Here is a 23415-nt window from a genome sequence, read left to right as displayed (position 1 = left end):
CACAAGCGTCGCGAATGACTCATTCGGGACCTCTGAGGTCCCGAATGAGTCATTCGCGACCTCAGACCTGCGCCGCCAGGCGGTCCAGCGCCTTGGGCAGGGCCGTCGCCAAGATGTCCAGCTCCGGCCCGGCCGCCACCAACGGCGGCGAGACAGCCACGCCACGGCCCAGGTTCCGCACGATCACGCCCTCGTCCCGGCACGCTCGCTGCAGCTTCACCGGGGCGCCCGGGTCCGCGTCCAGCACCTCCGCCGTCAGCTCCACCGCCGCCAGGAAACCCAGTCCGGCCCGGACCTCCGCCACCAGCGGGTGCCCGCTGACCCCCGACACCGCGTCGGCCAGGGGTTTCTCCAGCTCGCGACCGCGGGGGATCAGCCCGTCGCGCTCGTAGATGTCCAACGTCGCCAGCCCGGCCGCGCAGGCCACCGGGTGGCCGGCGTACGTCGGGCCGTGGCGGAAGATCGGCGCGCCCGGCGCCCCGGTGAAGAACGGCGAAGCCACCTCCGGTGACACCACCAGCGCGCCCAGCGGGATCGTTCCGCCCGTGATGCCCTTCGCCGTCGTGATCAGGTCCGGCCGCACCGGCCAGCGATCGATCCCGAACCAGGTGCCGAGCCGGCCCCAGGCCGCGATCACGCAGTCCGCCACGAACAGCACCTCGTGCCGGCGGCAGATCGCCGCCACCTCCTCGAGGTAGCCCTCCGGCGGGAGCAGCACCCCGCCCGCGCCGATCACCGGCTCGCAGAAGAACGCCGCCACACGGGCCGCGCCGACCCGCTGGATCTCCGCCTCCAGTGCCGCCGCGTCGTCGTACGCAACGTGGGAAAACGAAGGTGGCTGCGGGCCGACGCCGGCCGCGTTCGCCGGGATTCCGCCCACCGCCGTGCCGAATCCGTGCGTTCCGTGGTAGCCCTGGGCCCGGCCGATCACGTGCACCTTCTCCGGCCGCCCCGTCTGGGCGAAGTACGCCCGCGCGAGCTTCACCGCCGTGTCGATGACGTCGCCGCCGCCCGAGCCGAAGAACACCTTCGAGCCCGGCTCCGGCGCCAGGGCCGCGACGCGGTCCGCCAGCTCGATCGCCGGCCGGTTCGCGTTGTAGCCGAACAGGTTCCACGAGTCGAGCTCCCCCAGCTGGCGGGAGACGGCTTCGGCGATCTCCGGGCGGCCGTGGCCGAAGTTCGCGTACCAGAGCGACGCCGTCGCGTCGAAGTACCGGCGGCCCGCGTCGTCCCAGACGTACGAGCCCTCGCCACGGGTGATGACCATCCGGTCGCCGTCGACCGCGCCCATGTCGGCGAACGGGTGCCACAGGGCGTGCTGTGCTGACATCGGTCCTCCTCAGTCCTGCCCCCATCCCTACCATCAGTCCAGGAACTCCGCGATCTCGTCCGCCGAGTACCCGAGCTCGGCCAGCACCTCCGCGGTGTGCTGCCCCAGGGTCGGCGGGGCGGACGTCGGCCGGGCCGGGGTGTCCGACGCCTTCACCGGGAAGCCCGTGCCCACGTAGGTCCCGACGGTCGGGTGCGGCAGCCGGACCACCTGCTCGCGCGCGGCCGCCCACGGGTCCGCGTAGACGTCGTCGATCTCGTTGATCGGGGCCGCCGGGATGCCCGCCGCGTCGAACGCCTTCATCCACTCCGCCGCCGGGCGGGTCAGGAGCACCGGTTCCAGCAGCGCGTTCAACGATTCGCGATGAGCCGAGCGCGCGGCGTTCGAGGAGAACCGTGGATCGGAAGCGATGTCCAGGCCGAGCACCCCGCAGAACGCGTGCCACAGCTTTTCGCTGCCGACCGCGATGATCAGCCAGCCGTCGGCGACGTGGTACCCCTGGTACGGGACGATGCTCGGGTGCGCCGAGCCCATCCGGCGCGGCCGCGCCGCGTCGTAAAACACCGCGCCCGCGGCGTACACGTGCCAGGCCAGCTGACTGTCCAAAAGGGACACGTCGAGGTACTGGCCGCGGCCGGTCGTGTGCCGGGCCTGCAGCGCCATCAGCACGCCGATGATCGCCCACGTCCCCGCGTTCAGGTCCGCCACCGGCAGCCCGACCTTCGCCGGCGCGCCGTCCGGCTCGCCGGTCAGCGACATCACGCCGCCGAGGGCCTGCGCCACCAGGTCGTAGCCCGCGCGGTCGCGGTACGGGCCGGTCTGCCCGAACCCGGTGATCGACACGTGGATCAGCCGCGGGTTCAGCGAAGACAGCTCGTCGTACGCGATGCCCCACTTCTCAAGCGTCCCCGGGCGGAAGTTCTCGACCAGGACGTCGGCGTCCGCGACCAGCCGCCGGAGGGCTTCGCGGCCGCGGCCGCTCTTGAGGTCGAGCACGATCCCGCGCTTGTTCCGGTTCGCCGCCAGGTAGTAGACGGCCTCGTCGCCGACGAACGGCGGCCCCCAGCCGCGGGTATCGTCGCCGTGGCCCGGCGGCTCGACCTTCACCACGTCCGCACCCATCTCGCCGAGGTACTGGGTGCAGTACGGCCCGGCGAGGATGCGGGAGAGGTCGACGACCTTGATCCCGTCCAGCGGGCGGACAGCAGGGGGCATCGACGGCTCCTCCTCGGGCTCGGGTTCGGGCCCCTCTTTCTACCCGGACACGTCCCCTTCGAGCAGCGTGCCGGCCTGGGCGGTGCGCCGGTAGAGCACGTACCGCCCGTCCCGGACCTTGCTGACCAGGCCCGCCCGGTGCAACGCGCTCAGGTGGTAGGAGACGGTGCCCGGGCTGTACCCGGTCCGGGTGGCGAGCTCGGCGGTCGACCGCGCGGGTTCGAGGTCGGCCAGCAGCGCCGCCCGGGCCGCGCCGACGACGGGCGCGATCCGGCCCGGCCGGTGGCCGGTGCTCGTGCCGACCCCGTGGGCCGGGTAGCGGAGGACGACCTGGCCGGGGACGTCGATCTGGATGCTGATGACGGGCCAGCTGAGCACGCCCGGCGCGAGGACCAGCTCCCGGCCGGAGACGTCGGCCTCGCCGTCGAACGGCTTCACGATCGTGATGGTGTCGCCGGCCCAGCCGATGGTGGGGTGCAGGCCGCCGAGCACCCCGCCGACGCCGTGCCGGGCGATGGCCTGCGCGCGGTGGGTGATGTCCCGGTCGAGGACCGCGTGCAGGCCGGCCCAGTCCTCGGCCAGCGCGTCCCGCCAGAACCGGGCGAGGCCGTTGGCCAGCCGCCGCGGCAGCGTCCCCGACTCCACGCTCCGCCGGGCCGCGACCGGCACCGGCCTGGGCCAGTGGACCTTCGTGTGGGCCAGCACCTGGGCCTCGACCTCGTCCTGCGTGGTCGCCTCGATCCGCGCGATCTGCTCGTCGAGCAGGTCCCGGTGCCGGGTCGCCGTGCCGGGCTGCGGGGTGAGCAGGTCCGGGGTGTACACCTCGCCGTGCCGCGGCAGCAGGTCCAGGAGCAGGGCGACGTCCGGGTGGGACAGCGCCGCGCGGGCGAGCGGGCCGGGATCGCCGAACACCGGGTGCCGGCCCGCGTCGGCGGCCAGCTTCAGCCAGGCGAGGGACTCCGCCGCCAGCGACGGGGAAAACCGGGTCCTCGCCACCGTCTCGGCGTCGACCCGCAGCTTGAACATTGAAGCTTATTCAGCCGTCGGCCGCCGCATGGCTTTTGCGGCGATCAGCAGTGGGCGGGCGGGGTGCGGCGGCCTAACCAGAATAAGCTTCACTCACCGACGGTAGCAGCCGGGACGGTGGATTTGAACCGGCTCGAATCCTTTCCGGCCGGGGCTTGTCCCGGGGTTGAGTGGGGTGGTGTGCTTCCGACGTGCGGGGATCGTCGTCACCGTGGCCGCCGTGCTGCTCGCCTCGGCACCGGCCGCCACGGCCCGCGCCGCCGGGCCGCCCGCCGCCGGCTACCGCGCGTGTTCCGTCTTCCGCACGATCGCCTGGCACGGCTGGGCGGCCGGCGCCGACGGGCGCTACCACCTCGTCACCATCCGCCGGCCCTACTCGTTCAGCGTGGTGTTCCCGGTTTCCGGCCCCGGTGCGCTGAGCTCGAGCAGCCGGGCTTCGGCGTCCCGCAGGTAGCGGTCCAGCGCGGCCTCGGCGGCGTCGAACCGGCCGCGGCGCAGGTCGCGCAGGATCCGCTCGTGGCAGTCCAGGAACGGCTCGTAGAACTCGCGCGTGTTCTCGTTGAGCACGAAGAACAACCGCGTCTCGGCGAGCACCTGGCGCATCGTCGCGGACAGGCGCTCGCTGCCCGCCAGGTCCGCGAGGGCCTGGTGGAAGTGGATGCTGGCGGTGCCGACCGACGGCCAGTCCTCGGCCGCCGCCGCCGTCCGGCCGTCCCGCAGCGCCTGCTCGACCACCGAAAGATCCACTGTGGACAGCTCGGCCGCGCGGCGCAGGGCCCCGCATTCGGTCGTGCGGCGCACGACGTAGAGGTCCTCGATGTCCTCCGTCGTGAGCTCGCGCACGAACACGCCGCGGTTCAGCTCGTGCACCGCCAGGCGCTCGTGGGCGAGCAGCTGGAACGATTCGCGCAGCGTGTTGCGCGAGACGCCGAGCGCCGAGCTGATCACCGGCTCGGACAGCCGTTCACCGGGGGCGAAGACGCCATCGGTGATGTACTGGCGCAGGATGGCGGCGACCCGCTCGGCCGTGCCGCTGCGCTCGAGCCGGTGCCGCGCGCTCTCCAATCCCGAGGCATCGACGGTCACGGCACTACCTGACGCCGAGTTCGAAGTCGAGGCTGTACCGGTTGCCCGGCATCGCCCCCGCGGCCTTCGCGCCGTCGATCGGCAGCACGACGCCGTTGACGAACCGGGACTCGTCGCTCGCCAGGAACACCACGGCCTTCGCGACCTCCCAGGCCTCGCCGACCCGCGCCGCGGGCGTGCTCGCGACCAGCTGGTGCTGCTTGGTCTCGAACTCCTTCGGCGAGTTGAGCGTGCTGCGCAGCATGTCGGTGTCGATCGCGCCGGGGTTCACCGTGTTGGCCCGGATGCCCTGGTGCGCGTGGGCGACGGCGAGGGACTTCGTGAACCCGACCAGCGCGTGCTTGGTGGCGTTGTACACCGGGTCGCCGGGGCGGCCCATCACGCCGCCGTTCGACGACGTCGTGATGATGCTGCCGGCTTTCTGTTCGATCATGTGCGGCAGCACCGCGCGGGTGCCGAGGAAGGCGGCCCGCACGTTGAGCGCGAAGATGTGGTCGAACTCGGCCAGCGTGGTGTCCACAAGGGACTTCCCGAGGTGGATGCCGACGTTGTTGAACAGCACGTCGATGCGGCCGGCTTCGGCGATGACGCCGGCCACGAACGCCGCCACGGCGTCCTCGTCGGTGGCGTCCACTATGGAGTGGTGGTAGCCGTCGAGCGCTTCCGCGGGCTCGCGGATGTCGGAGGCGAAGACCGTCGCGCCCTCGGCGAGGAACTCCTTCACGGTGGCGAGGCCGATGCCCCGCGCGCCGCCGAAGACCACCGCAACCTTGCCGGCCAACCGACCCATGTTCACTGCCCCGCTCTCAGTCGTGCTGTCTGCTCTTCGTCCACCGCGTAGTCCCCGGGCAGCCGGACGAGCGCGTCCGGGTCCCCGAGGTAACGCACTTCGACGCCGTACACCTCGCGCGCCGCCGCCACCGAGACGTACCCCTCGACGACGTCGGCGAGCACCGCCGCCACCGGCCGCGCGGACGGCGGCCCGTACCCACCGCCGCCCGGCAGCGTGACGTCCACGACGGACTCCGCCCCCAGCGGTACCCGGCTCTTCGCGGGCAGGTCCGCCCCGCCACGCAGGCCGAACCGGCCGGGAGCGCCGGGTGCCCCGCCGTCCACGCCGGACGCCGCGGCGCGCACCCGGTCGACATTGCCGTTGACGCCCCAGGAAGGCACGCCGAGTGCGCCCATCGTGGTCACCTGTCCGAGGCCGCCGCGCCACCGGCCGGCGCCACCGGAGTCCACGCGCAGTTCCCGGGTGTGCTGGATCAGCGGCGCCATGGTTTCGATCACCTCGGTCGGCGTCGACCGCAGGCCGCTCGGGAACCCCGTGGTGGACAGGCCGTCCTTGTCCGCCCGCGCACCCATCCCGCCGGTCTGGAAAACGTTCAGCATGAACCCGGGCCCGCGCCAGATGGTCATCCACAGCGCGTCCGCGCTCGGCGCGATCGCCGTGCCGGGCAGCGCGCCGATCAGCAGCGACGGCAGGAAGTGCCCGATCAGGTGCCGGGACGCGACCGGTGCCGGCGGCCGGCAGTTCAGCACCGAGCCTTCGGGCGCGGTGACGTGCACCGGCCGGAACGACCCGGCGTTGTGCGGCACCTCCGGCGAGATCGCCGCCTTGACCGCGAACGACGCATAAGCCCGCGTGTAGTTCAAAACCACGTTGATCCCCCGGCGGCTCTGCGGCGAGGAACCCGCGAAGTCGAGGTGGATCTCGTCACCGTCCACAGTGGCCGTTACGCGCAGGACGATCTCTTCGTCGTCGAAGCCGTCGGTGACGATCTCGTTGGTGTACGTGCCGTCGGGCAGTTCCCGCAGCGCGTCGCGCAGCGCCCGCTCCGAGCGGTCCATGATCTCGGCGGCGACCTCGTCCAGGCTGTCGAGGCCGAGTTCGTCCAGCAGCCGCAGCAGGCTCGCCGCGCCGACCTCGTTGCCGGTGACCTGCGCGTACAGGTCGCCGATGGTCTCCTCCGGCGTCCGGACGTTCGCCCGGATCAGCCGTTCCAAGTCGGCGTTGACCTCGCCCGCGCGCAGGAACTTCAGGATCGGCAGGCGCAGGCCCTCTTCGAAGACCTCGTGGGCCTCGGCGGACACCAGCCGCCCGCCGATGTCCGGGGCGTGGCAGCACGAGGCGAACCACGCGACCAGCCGGCCGTTCCGGAACACCGGGGTCGCCACCGTGATGTCGTTGATCTGGCCCGCGGTCTGCCACGGGTCGTTGGTGAGCAGCACATCGCCGGGTTCGAGGGTCTCCGGCGGGTACGCCGCGACGAAGTGGTGCATGCCGGTCGCCATCGCGTTGATGTGCCCCGGCGTGCCGCCGACGGACTGGCCGATCATCTCGCCGCGCGAGTCGAACACCGCGCAGGCGAGGTCGAACGACTCCCGCACGACCGCGGAGAAGGCCGTGTTGACCAGCGCGTTCTGCTGCTCGGCGAGGATCGAGTGCAGGCGGTGGCCGAACAGCCCGGCCAGGATCGGATCCGTGCCCATCGCCGCCTCCGCGGGAGGAAATACGTCGGCGGGGCTCACACTGTCACCTCCAGCGCGCCATCGGTCCGGACGACGCAGTGCGCGCCGGGTGGGACGACCACGGTGGACTCGCGTTCCTCCACGATGGCCGGTCCGTCGACGCGGGTTCCCGGCACCAGCCGGTACCGGTCGAACACCGCCGTGCCGACAAATCCACCCGCCGCCGGGAAGTACGCCTGGCGCGTGCCCTTGCGTGCCTCCCCCCGCGCGTCGGACGAGGTCAGCCGGAGGGTCACGGCCGGTTTCGGCCCGCTCGACACGACCCGCCAGTTCAGCACCTCGACGCCTACCTCGGGCCCGCCACGCTGGTAGAGCGCGCGGTAGGTACGGGTGAACTCGTCGATCAGCGTTCCGGGCCATGGCCCGTCGTGGACCGGAACGCGGATCTCGTAGCCCTGCCCGGCGTAGCGCATTTCGGCGATGCGCCGGTGCGTCACCTCGTCCACCCCGGACTTCGCCAGCAGCGCTTCGCCCTCGGCCTCCATCTCGGCGAACAGCGCGTCGACCTGCTCCCGGCTGAGATCGTGCACGGCCGCGCGGGCCGAGCGCACGAAGTCGAACGCCAGCGGCGCGGTGAGGAACCCGGCCGCGCTCAGCACCCCGGCGGCGGGCGGCGCGACGACCGAGGGCGCCCCGAGCGCTCGCGCGACCCCGACGCCGTGCACCGGGCCCGCCCCGCCGAAGGTGTACATCGGCAGCTTCGCCGGGTCGTGCCCGCGCTCCACGGCGTGCACCCGCGCGGCGTTGGCCATGTCTTCGTTGACGCTCGTGTGGATGCCCCAAGCGGCCTCTTCGACGCTCACACCGAGCGGATCGGCGATCTTCTCGCGGAGCACTGCTCTCGCGGCCTCGGCGTCCAGGAGCATGCCACCGCCGAGGAAGTAGCCCGCGTCGAGGTAGCCGAGCACTAGGTCGGCGTCGGTGACCGTGGGCTCGGTGCCGCCGCGGCCGTAGCAGACCGGGCCGGGCTCGGACCCCGCCGAGTCGGGGCCGGCGGTGAGCAGGCCCAGCGCGTCGATCCGGGCGATCGAGCCGCCGCCGACGCCGATCTCGATCATGTCCGTGACCGGCACCCGCACCGGCAGCCCGGAGCCGGGCAGCAGCCGGTACTTGCGGTCCACTTCGAACTGGTGCGTCACCAACGGCGTGCCGCCGGCGATCAGGCACAGCTTCGCCGTGGTGCCGCCCATGTCGAAGGCCAGCAGGTCGGCCGGGCCCACCGCGGCCGCCGCCAGCGCCCCGCCCGCCGGCCCGGACTCGAGGATGCGGATCGGGTGCCGGGCCGCGGTGTCCACCGTGGCCAGCCCGCCGTTGGACAGCATGATGTGCGGCGCGCGGCCGATCCCCAGCCGGCGCAGCCGCTGTTCGAGGTCGCGCAGGTAGCGTTCGGTGAGGTCCTGGACGTAGACGTTGGCGACCGTCGTCGACGCCCGCTCGAACTCGCGGATCTCCGGGACGACTTCGGACGACAGCGCCACCCGCAGCGAGGGCGCGATCTCGGCGAGGATCTCGCCCACCCGGCGTTCGTGCGCCGGATTCGTGAAGGCGTGCAGGAAGCAGACCGCGACGGCCTCGATCCCGCGGTCCGCCAGCTCCCGGCCGAGCCGGGCCACGTACTCCTCGTCGAGTCCGATGTGGACCGACCCGTCGGCGAGGATCCGCTCCGGGACGTCGAACCGCAGGTGCCGCGGCACGAGCGGCGCGGGTAGTTCCAGGTGCAGGTCGTAGAGCTCGTACCGGTGCTCGCGGCGCATCTCCAGGACGTCGCGGAAGCCGGCGGTGGCCAGCAGCGCGGTGCGTGAGCCCGTGCGCTCGATCAGGGCGTTCGTGACCAGCGTCGTCCCGTGCACCACCTGCTCGACGGCGCCGAGGTCCGGCAGCAGCGCGGCCAGGCCCTCCTCGACCGCCCGGGCCGGCTCGTCGTGCGTGGTCAGGACCTTGCCGACGGCGACGATCCCGGTTTCGTCCACCGCGCAGAGATCGGTGAACGTGCCACCGATGTCGACGCCGATCCTCATGTCCGGTACCACCGCGGCGAGGTGTTGAGCGGCGGCTTGAGCTTGGCCTTCACGACCAGCACGTTCGGCTCGTCCGACTCGACGAACTCGCCGAGCAGCCGCCGGAACGCGCGCCCGAAGCCGGAGACGCGGTCGGCGTGGATCCCGAAGGAGCGGGCGAGGCCGACGAAGTCCGGGCTGTCCCAGTCGACCCCGCGGTGCGGCAGGCCCTCACGGTCCTGGTCGTAGCGGAGCATCCCGTACCCGCCGTCGTCGACCAGGACGACGGTGACCGGCAGCTGCTCTTGGGCCAGCGTCGCCAGATCGCCGCAGCCGTAGAGGAAACCGCCGTCGCCGGTGATGCAGATGGCGCGCCCGGTGCCGGCCGCGGCGGCGCCGAGCGACGCCGGGAAGCCGTAGCCGAGGGTGCCCCAGCCCATCGGGTAGGCGAGCTTGCGCGGTGCCCGCACCCGGTGGAAGCCGCCGACCCAGTACCCGGCGACGCACATGTCCGAGACGAGCACGGCGTCCGTCGGCAGCACCTCGTCCAAAGTGGACAGGAAGTCGTAGGCCTGCGGTTCCTCGTCGCGGATGCGCTGGCGCACGCGCCGGCCGATCCCGGCCAGCCGCAGCGTCATGTCGTCGAGCCCGGCCCGCTGCTTCGGCAGCAGCCGCTCGACGATCGAGCGCGCGTCCCCGACGAGCGTCAGCTCGGGCTGGTAGTTCTTGGCGGCGTCGTCGGCGTCGACGTTGACCGCGATCAGCTGGGGCGGCTTCGGCATCCGCCAGTTCTGCGTCATCAGGCCGTCGAAGTCGGTACCGATGGCGAGCACGACGTCGGCTTCGTCCCACAGCTCGCCGACCTCCGGCGTGTGCACCGGGTTCGGCGCCAGGCACGGGTGGTCGAGCGGGAGCAGCCCGCGGGCGGCGAACGTGGTGATCACCGGCGCGGCGAGCTTCTCGGCGAGAGCACCGATCGCGTCGCCCGCGCCCGACCGCAGCGCGCCGCCGCCGGCCCAGATCAGCGGGTGCCGCGCGTCGGACAGCATCGCCTCGGCCCGCGCGAGGTCGGGGACGTCGACGTCGGGCTTGCGGTGCGGCGCGGGCGGACGCCGGTGCGGCACCTGTTCGCGCAGGTAGTCGGTCGGCACGCCGAGGTAGACCGGGCCGCTCTGCGGCAGCTGCGCGAGCCGGGCGGCGCGGTGGACGGTGGTGCCGATCTGGTCGGCGGCCCGCACGGTGAAGCCGCCCTTGGTGACCGGCGCGAACATCGCCTGCTGGTCGGAGGTCTCGTGCAGCACGCCGCGGACGACGCCGGGGCGCCGCAGCGTCGACGGGATGTCGGTGGCGATGACCAGCACCGGGGCCGCGGACGCCATGGCCTCGCCGACCGCGCCGAGGGTGTTCGCCGCACCCGGGCCGGTGGTCACCAGCGCGACGCCGAGCTTGCCGGTGGCGCGGGCGTAGCCGTCGGCGGCGTACCCGGCGGTCTGTTCGTGGCGGACCCCGACGAGCTTGATGCGGGTTTCCCCGAGCGCCTCCCACAGCGGCAGGTTGTGCACCCCCGGAAGGCCGAAGACGATCTCCGTTCCGAGCGCTTCCAGCGCGTCCACCAGCTCCCGAGCACCACTCACAGCCACGACCCGGATACTGCCAGATCGTTGAACGATCTGGCAATCGGCCCCTAGACGATGTTGAGCTCCGCCCTCGCCACGCCCGTGGCGAACCGGCGGACGTCGAGCTCGGCGATGTCCACCGCCGGCCGTCGTCGCAGGTAGAGGTCCCGGATCAGCTCGCCGGTGGCCGGGCCCAGCTGGAAACCGTGGCCCGAGAAGCCGGTCGCGTAGAAGAACCGCGACAGCAGGACGCTTTCCCCGATGATCTGGTTGCGGTCCGGCGTCATTTCGTACAGCCCGGCCCAGGCCGTCCGGACGCCGGCGTCGAGCACGGCGGGGATCCGGCGGCCGGCCAGCTCGGCCAGCCGCGGCAGCCACTCGCCCGGCTCGTACCGCGTGCCGAAGCCCGGGACGCCGTCGTCCTCCGAGAACGACATCGCCAGCCCGGGGCCCTCGCGGTGGAAGTAGAACGCCGACGGCATCTCGATGGTGAGCGGAACCGAGTCCGGCAGCCCGGGCACCGGCCCGGTGAACACGACCTGCCGGCGGAACGGGCGCACCGGCAGGTCCAGCCCGGCCAGCTCACCGATCCGGCCCGACCACGCGCCGGCCGCGCACACCACCGCGCCGGTCCGGACGAACCCCGCCGTCGTGACCACGCCGGTCAGCTCGTCGCCGTCGCGCTCGATCCCGGTGACTTCGACGCCGGTCCGCAGCGTCGCCCCGTGCGCGCGGGCCGCTCTCGCGTAGCCCTGGACGACCGCGTCCGGCGTCGCCTTGGCGTCATCCGGTGACCACAGCGCGGCCACGACGCCGTCGGTCTCCACCAGCGGGAGCACCTTCTTCGCTTCGCCGGGGCCGAGCAGGTGGCTGCGGACGCCGTACTCGCGCTGCAGCTCGGCGCAGCGTTCGAACGCGGGCACGTCGGCCGGGTCGGTGACGAGGTAGAGGTAGCCGTCGCGGCGGAAGTCGATCTCGGTGCCGAAGTCCCGGGAGAAAGCGCTGTAGGCGGCCAGCCCCCGCAGGCCGAGCTCGACGTTGACGCGGCTGGTGAACGACGACCGGATGCCGCCCGCGGCCTTCGCCGTCGAGCCGCCGCCCAGTTCGCCGCGCTCGAGGAGCAGCACGCGCACGCCGGCTTCGGCGAGCCGGAACGCGCAGCTGACGCCGATCACGCCACCGCCGATCACGACGCAGCCGGCCGTCGGTGGCAAGGACGTTTCCCCGGTGCCGCGGGTGGTCATACTCGCCAGAGTAGAACGTGATCCACCGGCGGCCACCGAGCGCGTAGAGTCGGCGTGCCGAGCTCGGAAGGTGATGTCCCATGGCGATGATGCCCGTGACCGATTCGATGTTCCTCCTCGTCGAAACGCGCGAGCATCCGATGCACGTGGGCGGTCTGCAGCTGTTCAAGAAACCCGAGGGCGCCGGCGACGACTACCTCCGCGACGTCCGGGCCAACCTCCTCGAATCGGACAACATGCGCTCGGTGTTCCGGCGCCGCCCGGCCCGGCCGGTCAACACGATGGGGCACGTGGCTTGGGCGAACGACGCCGAGCTCGAGCTCGACTACCACTTCCGGCACTCGGCGCTGCCGCGGCCGGGCCGCGTCCGCGAGCTGCTGGAGCTGACGTCTCGCTGGCACAGCACCCTGCTCGACCGGCACCGGCCGCTCTGGGAGACCCACCTCATCGAGGGGCTCGACGACGGCCGGTTCGCCGTCTACACCAAGGTCCACCACGCGCTGATGGACGGCGTTTCGGCGCTGCGCCAGCTGCAGGGCACGCTGTCGGACGATCCCGCGGACATGGATTGCCCGCCGTGGTGGGGCAGCCGGCGCAAGCCCGGGGAAGAACGCGTGAAGCGCCCGCGGTCGTTCCTGCAGACCGCGGGCAAGACGGCCAACCAGCTCGCGAGCCTGGCGCCCGCCGCGATGAAGGTGGCGCGGGAGGCGTTCGGCGAGCACACGCTGACGCTGCCGGGGCAGGCGCCGAAGACGATGCTCAACGTGCCGATCGGCGGCGCGCGGCGGTTCGCGGCGCAGAAGTGGCCGCTGGACCGCGTCCGCCAGGTGGCGACCGCGGCCGGGGTTTCGCGCAACGACGTCGTGCTCGCGATGTGCTCGGGCGCGCTGCGGGACTACCTCATCGAACAGCGCGCGCTGCCGGACGCGCCGCTCATCGCGATGGTGCCGGTGTCGCTGCGGCGTCAGAACGACCCCGGCGAGGCGGCGGGCAACAACATCGGCGCGCTGTTGTGCAACCTGGCCACCGATCTGCCGGACGCGGGCAAGCGGCTCGTCACGATCCACCAGTCGATGCGCAACGGCAAGCGGCTGTTCTCGGAGCTGACGCCGGTGCAGACGCTGCTGCTGTCGGCGGTGAACGTCGCTCAGCTCGGCGCCTCCCCGATCCCGGGCATCGTCAAGAACACCCGGCCGCCGTTCAACCTGGTGATCTCGAACGTCCCCGGCCCGCGCAAGCAGATGTACTGGAACGGCGCCCAGCTCGACGGCATCTACCCGGCGTCGGTGCTGCTCGACGGCCAGGCCGTGAACATCACGCTGACCAGCAACGGCGACCACCTCGACTTCGGCGTCACGGGGTGCCGCCGCAGCGTCCCGCACCTGCAGCGGATCCTGACCCACCTCGACACGGCCCTGGTGGAACTCGAAGCTGCGGTAAGGTAGCCCGCTCACCGACACGTCGGCTCCCCCATCGGAAGGAATCTTTCCGAACTGGCTGGTCAGTCCGCTCCGCGCGCTCTTAGGGTGGCGACGATCAGCCCCCGGAAAGAGGAGCAGGACATGACCGAGGAGTGGACGACCCCCGACTTCGTCGAGTACGAAACCCCGATGGAGGTCACCGCCTACGCGGCCCGCATGGCGGACTGACGGATGCCGGTCGAGCCACTCTCGGAAAGCGCATTCATCGACGCCCTGCGCGGTCTGTCCGGCCGGTACTGGGGAACGCACCCGTTCCACCGCCGGCTGCACGCGGGCGAGCTCGACGAGCGCGCGCTGCGGATCTGGGCGGCGAACCGCTGGTACTACCAGTGCGTGCTGCCGCAGAAGGACGCGGCGATCATCAGCAACTGCCCGCTGCCGGAGATCCGCCGCCAGTGGCTCGACCGGATCGTCTACCACGACGGCGTGAGCGCCGGCACCGGCGGGATCGAACGCTGGCTGCGGCTCTGCACGGCGGCCGGCCTGGACCGCGACGAGGTTCTCGATGAACGGCACGTCGCTCCCGGCGTCCGCTTCGCCGTGGACGCCTACGTGACCTTCGCGCGGACGAAACCCTGGTGGGAGGCCGTCGCGTCGGGACTGACCGAGATGTTCGCCGGGCACCTGATGCAGCAGCGCGTGGCGGACATGCTCGCGCATTACGCGTGGATCGACCGGGAAGACCTCGCCTACTTCACCAACCGGATCGACAAGGTCGCCGGCGAAGGCAAGGACACCCTCGACATCGTGGTCCGCCACTGCGTCACGCGCGAACAGCAGGACCGCGCGATCGCCGCGCTGGCGTTCAAGTGCGACGTCCTGTGGTCGATGCTCGACGCGATCGAACGGGCGGCCGCGTGATCACCGCCGATTCGGTTCCGCAGCTGCGCCGCGGCGTGCGGCTGTCCTTCGACCACGTGAGGGAGACGCACGTGCTGCTGTTCCCCGAGGGCGTCCTGGTGCCGAACGCCACCGCGGCCGCGGTGCTCGAACTCTGCGACGGCGCCCGGTCCGTCACCGAAATCACGACGGCGCTTTCCGGGCGCTACTCCGGCGTGGTCGCCCAAGACGTCCTTGCCGTGCTGTCCCGGCTGGGCGAACGGCGGGTCGTCGCATGGACGTGAGCCCGCCGCTGGGCCTGCTGGCCGAGCTGACCCACCGCTGTCCGCTGCACTGTCCTTATTGCTCGAACCCGGTGGAACTGGCTTCCCGCTCCGCGGAGATGTCCACTGAGGACTGGTTGTCGGTGCTGTCCCAGGCCCGTGAACTGGGTGTGCTGCAGGTGCACATGTCCGGCGGCGAGCCGTTGCTGCGGCCGGACCTGCCTTCACTGGCGTCGCACGCGAGCGGGCTCGGTTGCTACGTCAACCTGGTCACTTCGGGGCTCGGCCTGACGGCTTCCCGGCTCGACGACCTCGTCGAGCGCGGGCTGGCGCACGTCCAGCTGTCGGCGCAGGGCGCGACCCGGGAGCGGGCGGACCTGCTGGCCGGCGCGAAGGCGCACGACCGGAAGCTGCTCGCGGCCGCGCTGGTGAAGGAGTCCGGGCTGCCGCTGTCGCTGAACGTCGTGCTGCACCGGCGCAACCACGACCAGCTGGCCGGGATCATCGAGCTGGCCGAGCGGATGGGCGCGGACCGGCTGGAGCTGGCGAACACGCAGTACTACGGCTGGGCGCTGCGCAACCGGGACGCACTGATGCCGACGGCTTCGCAGCTGGCCGCCGCCGAGCCGGTGGTGCGCGCGGCGATCGCGCGCTTGCGGGGCACGATGGAGATCGTCTACGTCGTCGCCGACTACCACGAGCCGTACCCGAAGCCGTGCATGTACGGCTGGGGTGCGCGGCAGCTGACGGTGGCCCCGGACGGCACCGTGCTGCCGTGCCCGGCGGCGTCGGCGATCTCGACGCTGTCGCTGTCCTCGGTGCGGGACACCCCGCTGGCCGAGATCTGGTACGACTCCTCGTCGTTCAACGCCTACCGCGGCGAGGACTGGATGACCGAGCCGTGCCGCACGTGCGACCGCCGCGAACTCGACTTCGGCGGCTGCCGCTGCCAGGCGTTCCTGCTCACCGGCGACGCCGCGGCCACGGACCCGGTGTGCTCGCGCTCGCCCGAACGCGGCGCGGTCGATCTGATCTTGTCCCGTCCCCCGGTGGCCGACCTGGTCATGCGCCGGTGAAGGTGATCCTGCTGGGCACCGCGGCCGGTGGCGGGTGTCCACAATGGAACTGCGCGTGCCGCCTCTGTGTTTCGGTTCTGGAGCCGCGCACGCAGGACTGCGTCGCGATCAGCGCGGACGGCGCCGGCTGGTACCTGCTGAACTGCTCGCCGGACATCCGCGCCCAGATCCTCGGGACGCCGGAGCTGCGGGCCGGGCCGGGGCCGCGTGAGATCCCGCTGCGCGGCGTGCTGCTGACGGACGCCGAACTCGACCATGCGCTGGGCCTGCTGATGCTGCGCGAGTCGGGCGGGCTCCCAGTGTGGGCGCCACCGGCGGCGCTGTCCGCGCTGTCGCCGTTCCGTGCCATCGTGGACGGCTACAGCGGCTGGACATGGTCGTCCGTTGTGGACGTTCCAGGGTTGCGGGTCGAGGTGCTGCCGGTGAGCGACAAGCGGCCGAAGTACGCCCGGGCCGATTCCGGCGGCCCGTGGGTGGTCGCCTACCGCATCTCGGACCCGGCGACGGGCGGTGTGCTGGTGTACGCGCCTTGCCTGCGCAGCTGGCCCGCCGGGTTCGACGCGTTCGTCGCGGACGCTTCTCTCGTCCTGCTCGACGGGACGTTCTACGCGCCGGACGAGATGGCCGGGGTGGGCGGCCCGGACCAGCTCGCGATGGGGCACCTGCCGATCACCGCGATCCTGCCCCGGGTGGCCGGGCGGCCCTGGGCGTTCACGCACGTCAACAACACAAACCCGGTGCTCGACCCGGCATCGGCCGAGCACGCCGCGGTGCTGGCCGCGGGCGCTTCGCTGCCTTCGGACGGCACGACGTACGTGCTTTAAGCCGTTGACAGCGGTGGTTGGCTGAAGCCATGTGCCTCCCGGGTGCCCAGCGCCGATGAGCGACCCGCACCGCGCTGCCTTCCGCCGCCGGCCTGGGGCAGCGCACCGATGAGCGACCCACACCGCACCAACCCGCCCCTCCGCTGCCTGCCACCGGCGGCCCGGCGCAGCGCGCCGATGAGCGACCCACACCGCACCAACCCGCCCCTCCGCTGCCCGCCACCGCCCGCCCGGCGCACCGCACCGATGAGCGACCCACACCGCACCAACCCGCCCCTCCGCTGCCTGCCACCGCCCGCCCGGCGCACCGCACCGATGAGCGACCCACACCGCACCAACCCGCCCCTCCGCTGCCCGCCACCGGCGGCCCGGCGCACCGCACCGATGAGCGACCCACACCGCACCAACCCGCCCCTCCGCTGCCCGCCACCGGCGGCCCGGCGCAGCGCGCCGATGAGCGACCCACACCGCACCAACCCGCCCCTCCGCTGCCTGCCACCTCTTCTCCGGCCGGGGCCGCGCCCGTGACCACCTCACTCGTCGCGCCGCTGCGGGAAGCTCCGTTCCGCGCCCTCGTCACCGGCCGGAGCCTCGCGCAGTTCGGGAACGCCGTCGCTCCCTTCGCGCTCGCCTTCGCCGTCGTCGATCTCACCGGGTCCGCCGTCGATCTCGGGCTCGTCGTCGGGGCTCGTTCGCTCGCCAACGTGCTTCTGCTGCTGTTCGGCGGGATGCTGGCCGACCGGCTGCCGCGGTCGGTCATCCTGCAGGGCACCGAAACCGCCGCCGCCCTCACCCAGGCCGCCGTGGCCGCGAGTGTCCTCTGTGGATTCGCCTCGATCCCGCTGCTGGCCGGGCTCGGGTTCGTCAACGGCGCCGTCTCGGCCATCTCGCTGCCCGCGGCCGCCGCCCTTACGCCGTCGACTGTGCCCGGCGCCCTGCTCACCCAGGCGAACGCCCTGGTCCGGCTGCTGGCGAACACCGGCCGCATCGCCGGGGCCGGCCTGGCCGGCGTCCTCGTCGCCTTCGCCGGCTCCGGGTGGGCGCTCGCCGGGAACGCGCTGCTCTTCCTCGCCGCCGCGCTGGCCTACCGGCGGATCCGGCTGCCGCGCGGCGAACGCGTTCCGGGCAGCCGTCCGCTCGCCGAGCTCGCCGAAGGCTGGCGGGAGTTCCGCGCCCGCGCGTGGGTGTGGCTGGTGGTGCTGCAGTTCATGATCGTCAACGCGGCGACCGCCGGTGCGCTGCTGGTGATCGGCCCGCTCGTCGCCGACGACACCTTCGGCCGCACCGGCTGGGGGTTCGCGCTGGCCACGCAGACCGCGGGGTCGCTGCTCGGCGGCGTCCTCGCCGCCCACTGGCAACCGCGGCGGATGCTCTTCACCGGCGTCGCGGTGGTCATGGCCGCGGCGCTGCCGATGCTGGCCCTGGGGCAGACGCCGTACCTGCTGCCGCTGCTGGCCGCGATGTTCCTCTCGGGCGTCGCGCTCGAACAGTTCTCCGTCGCGTGGGACGTGTCGCTGCAGGAGAACATCCCGCCGGACAAGCTCGCCCGCGTTTACTCCTACGACATGCTCGGCTCGTTCGTCGCGATGCCGCTCGGCCAGATCACCGCGGGCCCGCTGGCCGAACACGCCGGCCGGTCGGCGACGCTCTTCGGCGGCGCGGCCCTGGTCGTCGTCGCGACGGCGCTCGTGCTGTGCAGCTCGCAGGTGCGGGGGCTCGTCCGCCGGGCGCCGGCCGGCCCGGGCTGAAGCTAACGGCCCACGCGCGGCCCGGACGTCAGGTCGCGGTGGCCGTCGAGGCGCCACCAGCTCTCCAGCGTCTCGCGCAGGGCCTTCAGCAGCTCGCCGCCCGTTTCCAGCGGGACCAGCGCCGCCTTGCCGTCGTCGACTCGCAGCGCGGCGGCCAACCGGTCGCCCTGCTCGATCAGGCCGACCACCACCCGCGTCGGCTCGCCGGTGCTGTCGACGGTCGGGATGGCTTGTTCGTAGCGCCAGCCTGGAGCGTTCATCCGGCCGAGAGTGGCACAGCTTCGCCGGCTCCGGTCCGGCTTTCACCCTCACGTGTGGTCAGGCGAGCGCCCAGGGCCGCACTTCCTCCAGCAGCTTCGCCACGGCCAGCACGAGGTCGTCCGAGTGCCGCGGCCCGACGATCTGCAGGCCGACCGGCAGTCCCGCCGACGTGCGCCCGGCCGGCACGCTGATCGCCGGCTGCTGGGTCATGTTGAACGGGTACGTGAACGGCGTCCACTCCGGCCATTCGCTCAGCCCGCTGCCCGGCGGCACGTCGTGCCCGGCCTCGAACGCCGCGATCGGGATGGTCGGTGTGATCAGCACGTCGTAGCGCGTGTGGAACTCGCCCATCCGGATGCCCAGCGCGGCGCGCTCGGCGGTCGCGTCGAGGTAGTCGCTCGCCGACCACTTCTTGCCGAGTTCCCAGACCCGCCGCAGCCCGGGGTCGGTCCGCTCCTCGGAGCCGGGTGGGAACGAGTCCAGCAGCTTCGCCGCCCCCGAAGACCACAGGACGTCGAACGCCGGCTTCGGGTCGGCGAACCCGGGATCGGTCTCCTCGACGTGCAGGCCGGCGTCCCCCAGCGCGCGGACCGCAGCCGCGACGATCGCGGCCACCTCCGGGTCGACGTCGACATAGCCGAGCGTGGGCGAGAACGCGGCGATCAGGCCGCGCACGTCCCGCCGGACGGCCTCCCGGAACGACCCCACCGGCGGCGCCAGCGCGGCCGGGTCGCGGGGGTCGGGCAGCGACAGGACGTCCAGCAGCAGCGCGGTGTCGTCCACCGACCGCGCCATCGGGCCGGCGTGCGAGAGCGGGCCGAACGGGCTCGCCGGGTAGAGCGGGATCCGGCCGTGGGTGGGCTTCAGCCCGACGATGCCGCAGAACGACGCCGGGATCCGCACCGAGCCACCGCCGTCCGTGCCGACCGACAGCTCGCCCATCCCGGCCGCGACGGCCGCGGCGCTGCCGCCGCTCGACCCGCCCGCCGTCTTCGACGGGTCGGCCGGGTTGCGCGTGATGCCGCACAGCGGGCTGTCGGTGACGCCCTTCCAGCCGATCTCGGGCGTGGTCGTCTTGCCCAGCAGCACCAGGCCGGCCTCGCGCATCCGCGCGGCGACCGGGCTGTCGACGTCCCACGGCTGGTCCGGGTCGATGCTCTTCGAGCCCCGGACGGTCGGCCAGCCCTGGGTGAGGAACATGTCCTTGATCGACGACGGCACGCCGTCGAGCCACCCGATCGGGTTACCGTCCCGCCAGCGGACCTCGGACGCCTTCGCCTGCTCCAGCGCGCGATCGGCGTCGACGAGGCAGAACGCGTTGCACTCACCGTCCCGGGCTTCGATGGCCTGCAGGGCGTTCTGCGTCGCCTCGACCGGCGAAAGCTCACCGGTCGCGTAGGCGGCGACGAGCTCGCTGGCGGTCAGCATCCTGTCGTTCATCCGGCTCCCTGGTTCCCCGACGGCACGTAGCCGAGCGTCTTGTCGACGACATTGCGCAGCGGCTCCCCAGCGCGCCACCGGCGGAAGTTTTCGGTGAACACCTCGACCAGCGTGTTCCGCCAGCCGACGAAGTCCCCGGACATGTGCGGCGAGATCAGCACGTCCGGCAGCGTCCACAGCGGGCTTTCGGCCGGCAGCGGCTCGGTGTCGAAGACGTCGAGCGCGGCCCCGGCGATGGTCTTGCTTTCGAGCGCCGCGACCAGGTCGGAGGTGACGACCAGCTCGCCCCGGCCCACGTTGACGAACCGCGCCGACGGCTTCATCGCGGCGAACGCGCGCGCGTCGAACATGCCCTTCGTGTGCTCGGTCAGCGGCGCGACCGCGACGACGTAATCGGCGTGCGGCAGGATTTCGGTGAGCCGCGCGGACTCGTGCACCACGCCGAAGTCGGGATCGCCGGTGCGCTCACGGCGCCCGGCGCCGCTCACCCGCATCCCGGCCGCACGCAGCAGCCGCGCGATCGCCCGGCCGATCGGCCCGGTGCCGACGACCACCACCTCCCGCCCGGCGATCCGTTCGCTCTCGCGGTGCAGCCAGCGGCCCTCGCGCTGCAGGTCGTGCGAGCGCGCGAAGTCCTTCGCGAAGGCGAGTACGACGCCCAGCACGTACTCCGCGATGGCGTCGTCGAAGACGCCCCGCGAGTTCGTCAGGACCACGTCGCTCTCCCGCAGCCCGGGGAACAGCACGGGGTCGACCCCCGCGCTGGCGATGTGCAGCCAGCGCAGCCGGTCGGCCGCGTGCCACGCGCCGGGCACGGCCGTGGAGAGGAAGTCGTAGACGAAGAGGGCGTCCGCTCCGGACAACGCTTCGGCAAGGCCCGCCGCGTCCGTGTAACGCACGACCGCCCCGGATTCGACAGCACGCATGTCCGGTGGGCGGGACTCGCCGCAGAGCACGGCCAGGACGGGAGCTTCCCGGTGTTCCGAGGCGATCACGTTGACACGGTAAAAGTCACTCGTATGATTGTCAACAATCCGAGGAACGACCCCCGGAGCACCGGACGTGTCAAGTACGGACGTATTCCGGAGGCTGAGCCTTGGATTTCGACTTCCTGGCGTTCGACGGCCCGCTGGCGCAACGCGGCATCGGCGTCATCGCCCCCTTCGACCTCGCGCTGGAGCGCGAGCTCTGGCGCTGGGTGCCGATGGAGGTGTCCCTCCACCTCGCCCGCACGCCTTACGAGCCCGTGCCGGTCAGCATGGAGATGGCCCGCCTGGTCAGCGACAGCCACCACCTGGCCAGCGCGACTCGCGACGTCCTGCACGTCGAGCCCGAGGTCGTCGCCTACCTCTGCACGTCGGGCAGCTTCGTCAACGGCGTCGACTACGAGCGCTCGCTGACCAAGGCGATCTGCGACGCCGGCGCGCCGGACGCCGTCACCACCTCGGGCGCTCTGGCCGAAGTGCTGCACCAGCTCGACCTCCACCGCGTCTCCGTGCTCACCCCCTACGACGCCGACCTGACCGCCGCCCTGCACGGCTTCCTCGCCGAGCTGGACGTCGCGACCGTCGCCAGCGACCACCTGGGCCTGGGCGGCGGCATCTGGAAGGTCAGCTACCGGACCATCGCCGAGCGCATCCTCGCCGCCGACCACGGCGACGCCGAAGCGATCTTCGTCAGCTGCACCAACCTCCCCACCTACGACCTGATCGAGCCCCTGGAAGCCGCGCTCGGCAAACCGGTGCTCACCGCCAACCAGCTGACGATGTGGGCGTGCCTGCGCCGGATGCACCTCCCCATCGTCGGAGCCGGGAGGTGGCTTCGTGACGTGTCGTGACGGTTTTCCTTGACCTTCCCTCTAGGATTGTCGACAATTTGCGTCCCCTCCGGAGGTTCCGTGACCACCATCGGTTTCATCTACCCCGACCACGCGGCCGAAGACGACTACCCGCTGGCCGAGCAGCTGCTCGGCGGCATGGCCGTCGACGAGGGCGACATCCGGCTGGCGGTCGAGCACATCTACGGCACCGACAAGCACGCGGTGGCCGAGCTGCTCGACCTCGGCAGCGAGGCCCGCCTCGCCGACGGCGCCGCCCTCCTCGCCAAGCACGAGCCCGACGCGGTCATCTGGGCGTGCACCAGCGGCAGCTTCGTCTACGGCTGGGAGGGCGCCCGCGACCAGGCCGACCGCCTCGCCGCCGTCGCCGGTGTCCCGGCCTCCAGCACCTCCTTCGCGTTCGTGCACGCCGCGCGTGCCCTGGACGTCAAGCGGGTCGCCGTCGCCGCCAGCTACCCGGACGACATCGCCCGGCTGTTCGTCGACTTCCTCAAGGCCGGCGGCATCGAGGTCGTCTCGATGGCCAGCGCGGACATCGTCACGGCGGCCGAGGTCGGCGCGCTGAGCCCGGAAGCCGTCCTCGCGCTCGCCGTGAGCCACGACCACCCGGACGCCGACGCGGTGCTCGTGCCGGACACCGCCATGCGCACCCTCGCCGAGATCAACGCGGTGGAGGCCGCGCTCGGCAAGCCCGTGCTGACCGCCAACCAGGTCACGGTCTGGGAGGGCCTGCGCCTGACCGGCCGGCACCGGCTCGTCCGCTCGCTGGGCGCGCTCTTCCGGCACGTGCCGGACGGGAGCGCCTGAGATGGCCCTGCCACCGGGCATGCTGCCCGAGATCGAACCGGTGAGCCGCGAGTCGACGGCCGCCGTCATCGCGCGCCAGCTGCGTGACGCGATCATGACGGGCGCCCTCCCGCCCGGCACCCAGCTCGGCGAGAGCGAGCTGGCCGCGCGGTTCCAGGTGTCACGGGGGCCGCTCCGGGAAGCCATGCAGCACCTGGTGTCCGAAGGGCTGCTGCGCAGTGAACGGCACCGCGGGCTGTTCGTGATCGACCTCGAGCCGGGCGACGTCTACGACATCTACGCCGCCAGGTCCGCGATCGAGCGAGCCGCCATGCTGCGCGCCCTGCGCGGCGGCGACCGCGATCGGATCGCGGACGTGCTCGAGCAGACCGTCACCGAGATGGCGACCGCGGCGAGCGAGGACGACCCCACCGCGCTCTCCACCGCGGACCTGAAGTTCCACGAGGCGCTCATCAACGCCTCCGGCAGCAAGCGGCTCGTGCGGATGGCCCGGACGCTGCTGATCGAGACGCGGATGTGCCTGACGGCGTTGCAGAGCACGTACCAGCGGGTCGAGGAGCGGGTGGACGAGCACACGAAGCTGATCCAAGCCCTGCGCGACGGCGACGAGGAGACGGCGCTGGCGCTGCTGGAAGCCCACATGGAGGACGCGGTGCAGCGACTCGCGCCGGGCACGAGCCTGACGGACGGGGAAGCTCCGCCGGTACCGGGAAACGCGTGATCGCAGGGCCGACACGCGTGATTGGAGAGCCGACTCGCGTGATTGAAGGGTCGACTCGCGTACCTGGACGG

At 72.4% G+C, this 23415-nt stretch carries 23 protein-coding genes; 11 read left to right on the top strand and 12 right to left on the bottom strand.

The window, feature by feature from the left end:
- Nucleotides 1-61: 61 nt before the first annotated feature.
- From AB0M30_RS12550 to AB0M30_RS12540, 3 genes are read right to left on the bottom strand one after another with little or no spacing between them, the layout of a single operon-like run.
- Nucleotides 62-1330 carry an aspartate aminotransferase family protein gene (locus AB0M30_RS12550; protein WP_364583272.1) on the bottom strand — a complete coding sequence of 423 codons (1269 nt, stop codon included), beginning with the start codon at nucleotides 1328-1330 and terminating at the stop codon, nucleotides 62-64.
- 33 nt (nucleotides 1331-1363) lie between these two features.
- A complete protein-coding gene (locus AB0M30_RS12545) occupies nucleotides 1364-2545 on the bottom strand; it encodes a CoA transferase (RefSeq protein ID WP_364583269.1) in 1182 nt (393 codons plus the stop codon).
- A gap of 39 nt (nucleotides 2546-2584) precedes the next feature.
- Complete coding sequence (locus AB0M30_RS12540) at nucleotides 2585-3571, bottom strand: helix-turn-helix domain-containing protein (protein ID WP_364583266.1); 987 nt, start codon at nucleotides 3569-3571, stop codon at nucleotides 2585-2587.
- Nucleotides 3572-3749: 178 nt separating this feature from the next.
- Here AB0M30_RS12540 and AB0M30_RS12535 point away from each other — a divergent pair, with 178 nt between their 5' ends.
- On the top strand, nucleotides 3750-4025 hold the full coding sequence (locus tag AB0M30_RS12535; RefSeq protein ID WP_364583264.1) for a hypothetical protein: 276 nt from the start codon (nucleotides 3750-3752) through the stop codon (nucleotides 4023-4025).
- On the opposite strand, the gene AB0M30_RS12530 is transcribed toward AB0M30_RS12535, so the two are convergent.
- The 6 genes from AB0M30_RS12530 to AB0M30_RS12505 are packed head-to-tail and all read right to left on the bottom strand — an operon-like array spanning nucleotide 3944 to nucleotide 12046.
- On the bottom strand, nucleotides 3944-4657 hold the full coding sequence (locus AB0M30_RS12530; protein WP_364583261.1) for a GntR family transcriptional regulator: 714 nt from the start codon (nucleotides 4655-4657) through the stop codon (nucleotides 3944-3946). The genes AB0M30_RS12535 and AB0M30_RS12530 overlap by 82 nt on opposite strands.
- 4 nt (nucleotides 4658-4661) lie before the next feature.
- Entirely contained in the window at nucleotides 4662-5447 is a 786-nt protein-coding gene (locus tag AB0M30_RS12525) for an SDR family oxidoreductase (RefSeq protein WP_364583258.1), read from the bottom strand.
- A gap of 2 nt (nucleotides 5448-5449) precedes the next feature.
- Nucleotides 5450-7150: a hydantoinase B/oxoprolinase family protein gene (locus AB0M30_RS12520; protein ID WP_364583256.1), complete on the bottom strand. Its 1701-nt coding sequence runs from the start codon at nucleotides 7148-7150 to the stop codon at nucleotides 5450-5452.
- 35 nt (nucleotides 7151-7185) lie between these two features.
- Entirely contained in the window at nucleotides 7186-9207 is a 2022-nt protein-coding gene (locus AB0M30_RS12515; RefSeq protein ID WP_364583253.1) for a hydantoinase/oxoprolinase family protein, read from the bottom strand.
- On the bottom strand, nucleotides 9204-10826 hold the full coding sequence (locus AB0M30_RS12510; protein WP_364583250.1) for a thiamine pyrophosphate-binding protein: 1623 nt from the start codon (nucleotides 10824-10826) through the stop codon (nucleotides 9204-9206). The genes AB0M30_RS12515 and AB0M30_RS12510 overlap by 4 nt, the downstream gene beginning before the upstream one ends.
- Nucleotides 10827-10870: 44 nt before the next feature.
- Complete coding sequence (locus tag AB0M30_RS12505) at nucleotides 10871-12046, bottom strand: FAD-binding oxidoreductase (protein ID WP_364583247.1); 1176 nt, start codon at nucleotides 12044-12046, stop codon at nucleotides 10871-10873.
- A gap of 80 nt (nucleotides 12047-12126) precedes the next feature.
- On the opposite strand from AB0M30_RS12505, the gene AB0M30_RS12500 reads away from it, so the two are divergent.
- The 7 genes from AB0M30_RS12500 (at nucleotide 12127) to AB0M30_RS12470 (ending at nucleotide 18278) form a co-directional block, all read left to right on the top strand.
- Nucleotides 12127-13491 carry a wax ester/triacylglycerol synthase family O-acyltransferase gene (locus tag AB0M30_RS12500; RefSeq protein ID WP_364583244.1) on the top strand — a complete coding sequence of 455 codons (1365 nt, stop codon included), beginning with the start codon at nucleotides 12127-12129 and terminating at the stop codon, nucleotides 13489-13491.
- A 117-nt stretch (nucleotides 13492-13608) separates the two neighbouring features.
- Nucleotides 13609-13695 carry a pyrroloquinoline quinone precursor peptide PqqA gene (gene pqqA, locus AB0M30_RS12495; protein WP_043776987.1) on the top strand — a complete coding sequence of 29 codons (87 nt, stop codon included), beginning with the start codon at nucleotides 13609-13611 and terminating at the stop codon, nucleotides 13693-13695.
- A 3-nt stretch (nucleotides 13696-13698) separates the two neighbouring features.
- The gene (gene pqqC, locus AB0M30_RS12490) at nucleotides 13699-14388 is read left to right on the top strand and encodes a pyrroloquinoline-quinone synthase PqqC (protein ID WP_364583243.1); all 690 of its coding nucleotides are present in this window, start codon (nucleotides 13699-13701) and stop codon (nucleotides 14386-14388) included.
- Nucleotides 14385-14651, top strand: coding sequence for a pyrroloquinoline quinone biosynthesis peptide chaperone PqqD (gene pqqD / locus AB0M30_RS12485; RefSeq protein ID WP_364583241.1), 267 nt, complete (start codon nucleotides 14385-14387; stop codon nucleotides 14649-14651). Before pqqC ends, pqqD begins: the two co-directional genes overlap by 4 nt.
- Complete coding sequence (pqqE, locus tag AB0M30_RS12480) at nucleotides 14642-15706, top strand: pyrroloquinoline quinone biosynthesis protein PqqE (protein WP_364583238.1); 1065 nt, start codon at nucleotides 14642-14644, stop codon at nucleotides 15704-15706. The genes pqqD and pqqE overlap by 10 nt, the downstream gene beginning before the upstream one ends.
- The gene (gene pqqB / locus AB0M30_RS12475; protein ID WP_364583235.1) at nucleotides 15703-16530 is read left to right on the top strand and encodes a pyrroloquinoline quinone biosynthesis protein PqqB; all 828 of its coding nucleotides are present in this window, start codon (nucleotides 15703-15705) and stop codon (nucleotides 16528-16530) included. The genes pqqE and pqqB overlap by 4 nt, the downstream gene beginning before the upstream one ends.
- Nucleotides 16531-17054: 524 nt before the next feature.
- Nucleotides 17055-18278 (top strand): MFS transporter, encoded by a 1224-nt coding sequence (locus tag AB0M30_RS12470; protein WP_364583234.1) that lies wholly within the window; start codon nucleotides 17055-17057, stop codon nucleotides 18276-18278.
- 2 nt (nucleotides 18279-18280) lie between these two features.
- Here AB0M30_RS12470 and AB0M30_RS12465 read toward each other — a convergent pair whose 3' ends face one another.
- Genes AB0M30_RS12465 through AB0M30_RS12455 form a run of 3 tightly spaced genes read right to left on the bottom strand, consistent with a single transcriptional unit; the run spans nucleotide 18281 to nucleotide 20974 of the window.
- Nucleotides 18281-18538, bottom strand: a complete 258-nt coding sequence (locus AB0M30_RS12465; RefSeq protein WP_103334786.1) for a hypothetical protein — start codon at nucleotides 18536-18538, stop codon at nucleotides 18281-18283.
- Between the two features lie 58 nt (nucleotides 18539-18596).
- A complete protein-coding gene (locus tag AB0M30_RS12460) occupies nucleotides 18597-19979 on the bottom strand; it encodes an amidase (RefSeq protein WP_364583231.1) in 1383 nt (460 codons plus the stop codon).
- Nucleotides 19976-20974, bottom strand: coding sequence for a D-2-hydroxyacid dehydrogenase (locus tag AB0M30_RS12455; RefSeq protein WP_364583228.1), 999 nt, complete (start codon nucleotides 20972-20974; stop codon nucleotides 19976-19978). The genes AB0M30_RS12460 and AB0M30_RS12455 overlap by 4 nt, the downstream gene beginning before the upstream one ends.
- A gap of 101 nt (nucleotides 20975-21075) precedes the next feature.
- Here AB0M30_RS12455 and AB0M30_RS12450 point away from each other — a divergent pair, with 101 nt between their 5' ends.
- Genes AB0M30_RS12450 through AB0M30_RS12440 form a run of 3 tightly spaced genes read left to right on the top strand, consistent with a single transcriptional unit; the run spans nucleotide 21076 to nucleotide 23344 of the window.
- A complete protein-coding gene (locus AB0M30_RS12450) occupies nucleotides 21076-21816 on the top strand; it encodes an Asp/Glu/hydantoin racemase (protein ID WP_364583225.1) in 741 nt (246 codons plus the stop codon).
- 60 nt (nucleotides 21817-21876) lie between these two features.
- Nucleotides 21877-22623, top strand: coding sequence for a maleate cis-trans isomerase (locus AB0M30_RS12445; RefSeq protein WP_364583222.1), 747 nt, complete (start codon nucleotides 21877-21879; stop codon nucleotides 22621-22623).
- Between the two features lies 1 nt (nucleotide 22624).
- On the top strand, nucleotides 22625-23344 hold the full coding sequence (locus AB0M30_RS12440; RefSeq protein ID WP_103334778.1) for a GntR family transcriptional regulator: 720 nt from the start codon (nucleotides 22625-22627) through the stop codon (nucleotides 23342-23344).
- Nucleotides 23345-23415 lie beyond the last annotated feature (71 nt).

It is taken from the genome of Amycolatopsis sp. NPDC051716 (assembly GCF_040681595.1).
Classification (GTDB): domain Bacteria; phylum Actinomycetota; class Actinomycetes; order Mycobacteriales; family Pseudonocardiaceae; genus Amycolatopsis.
Note: the sequence above shows the minus strand (reverse complement) of the source record. Positions and strands in the feature narration are given on the sequence as shown.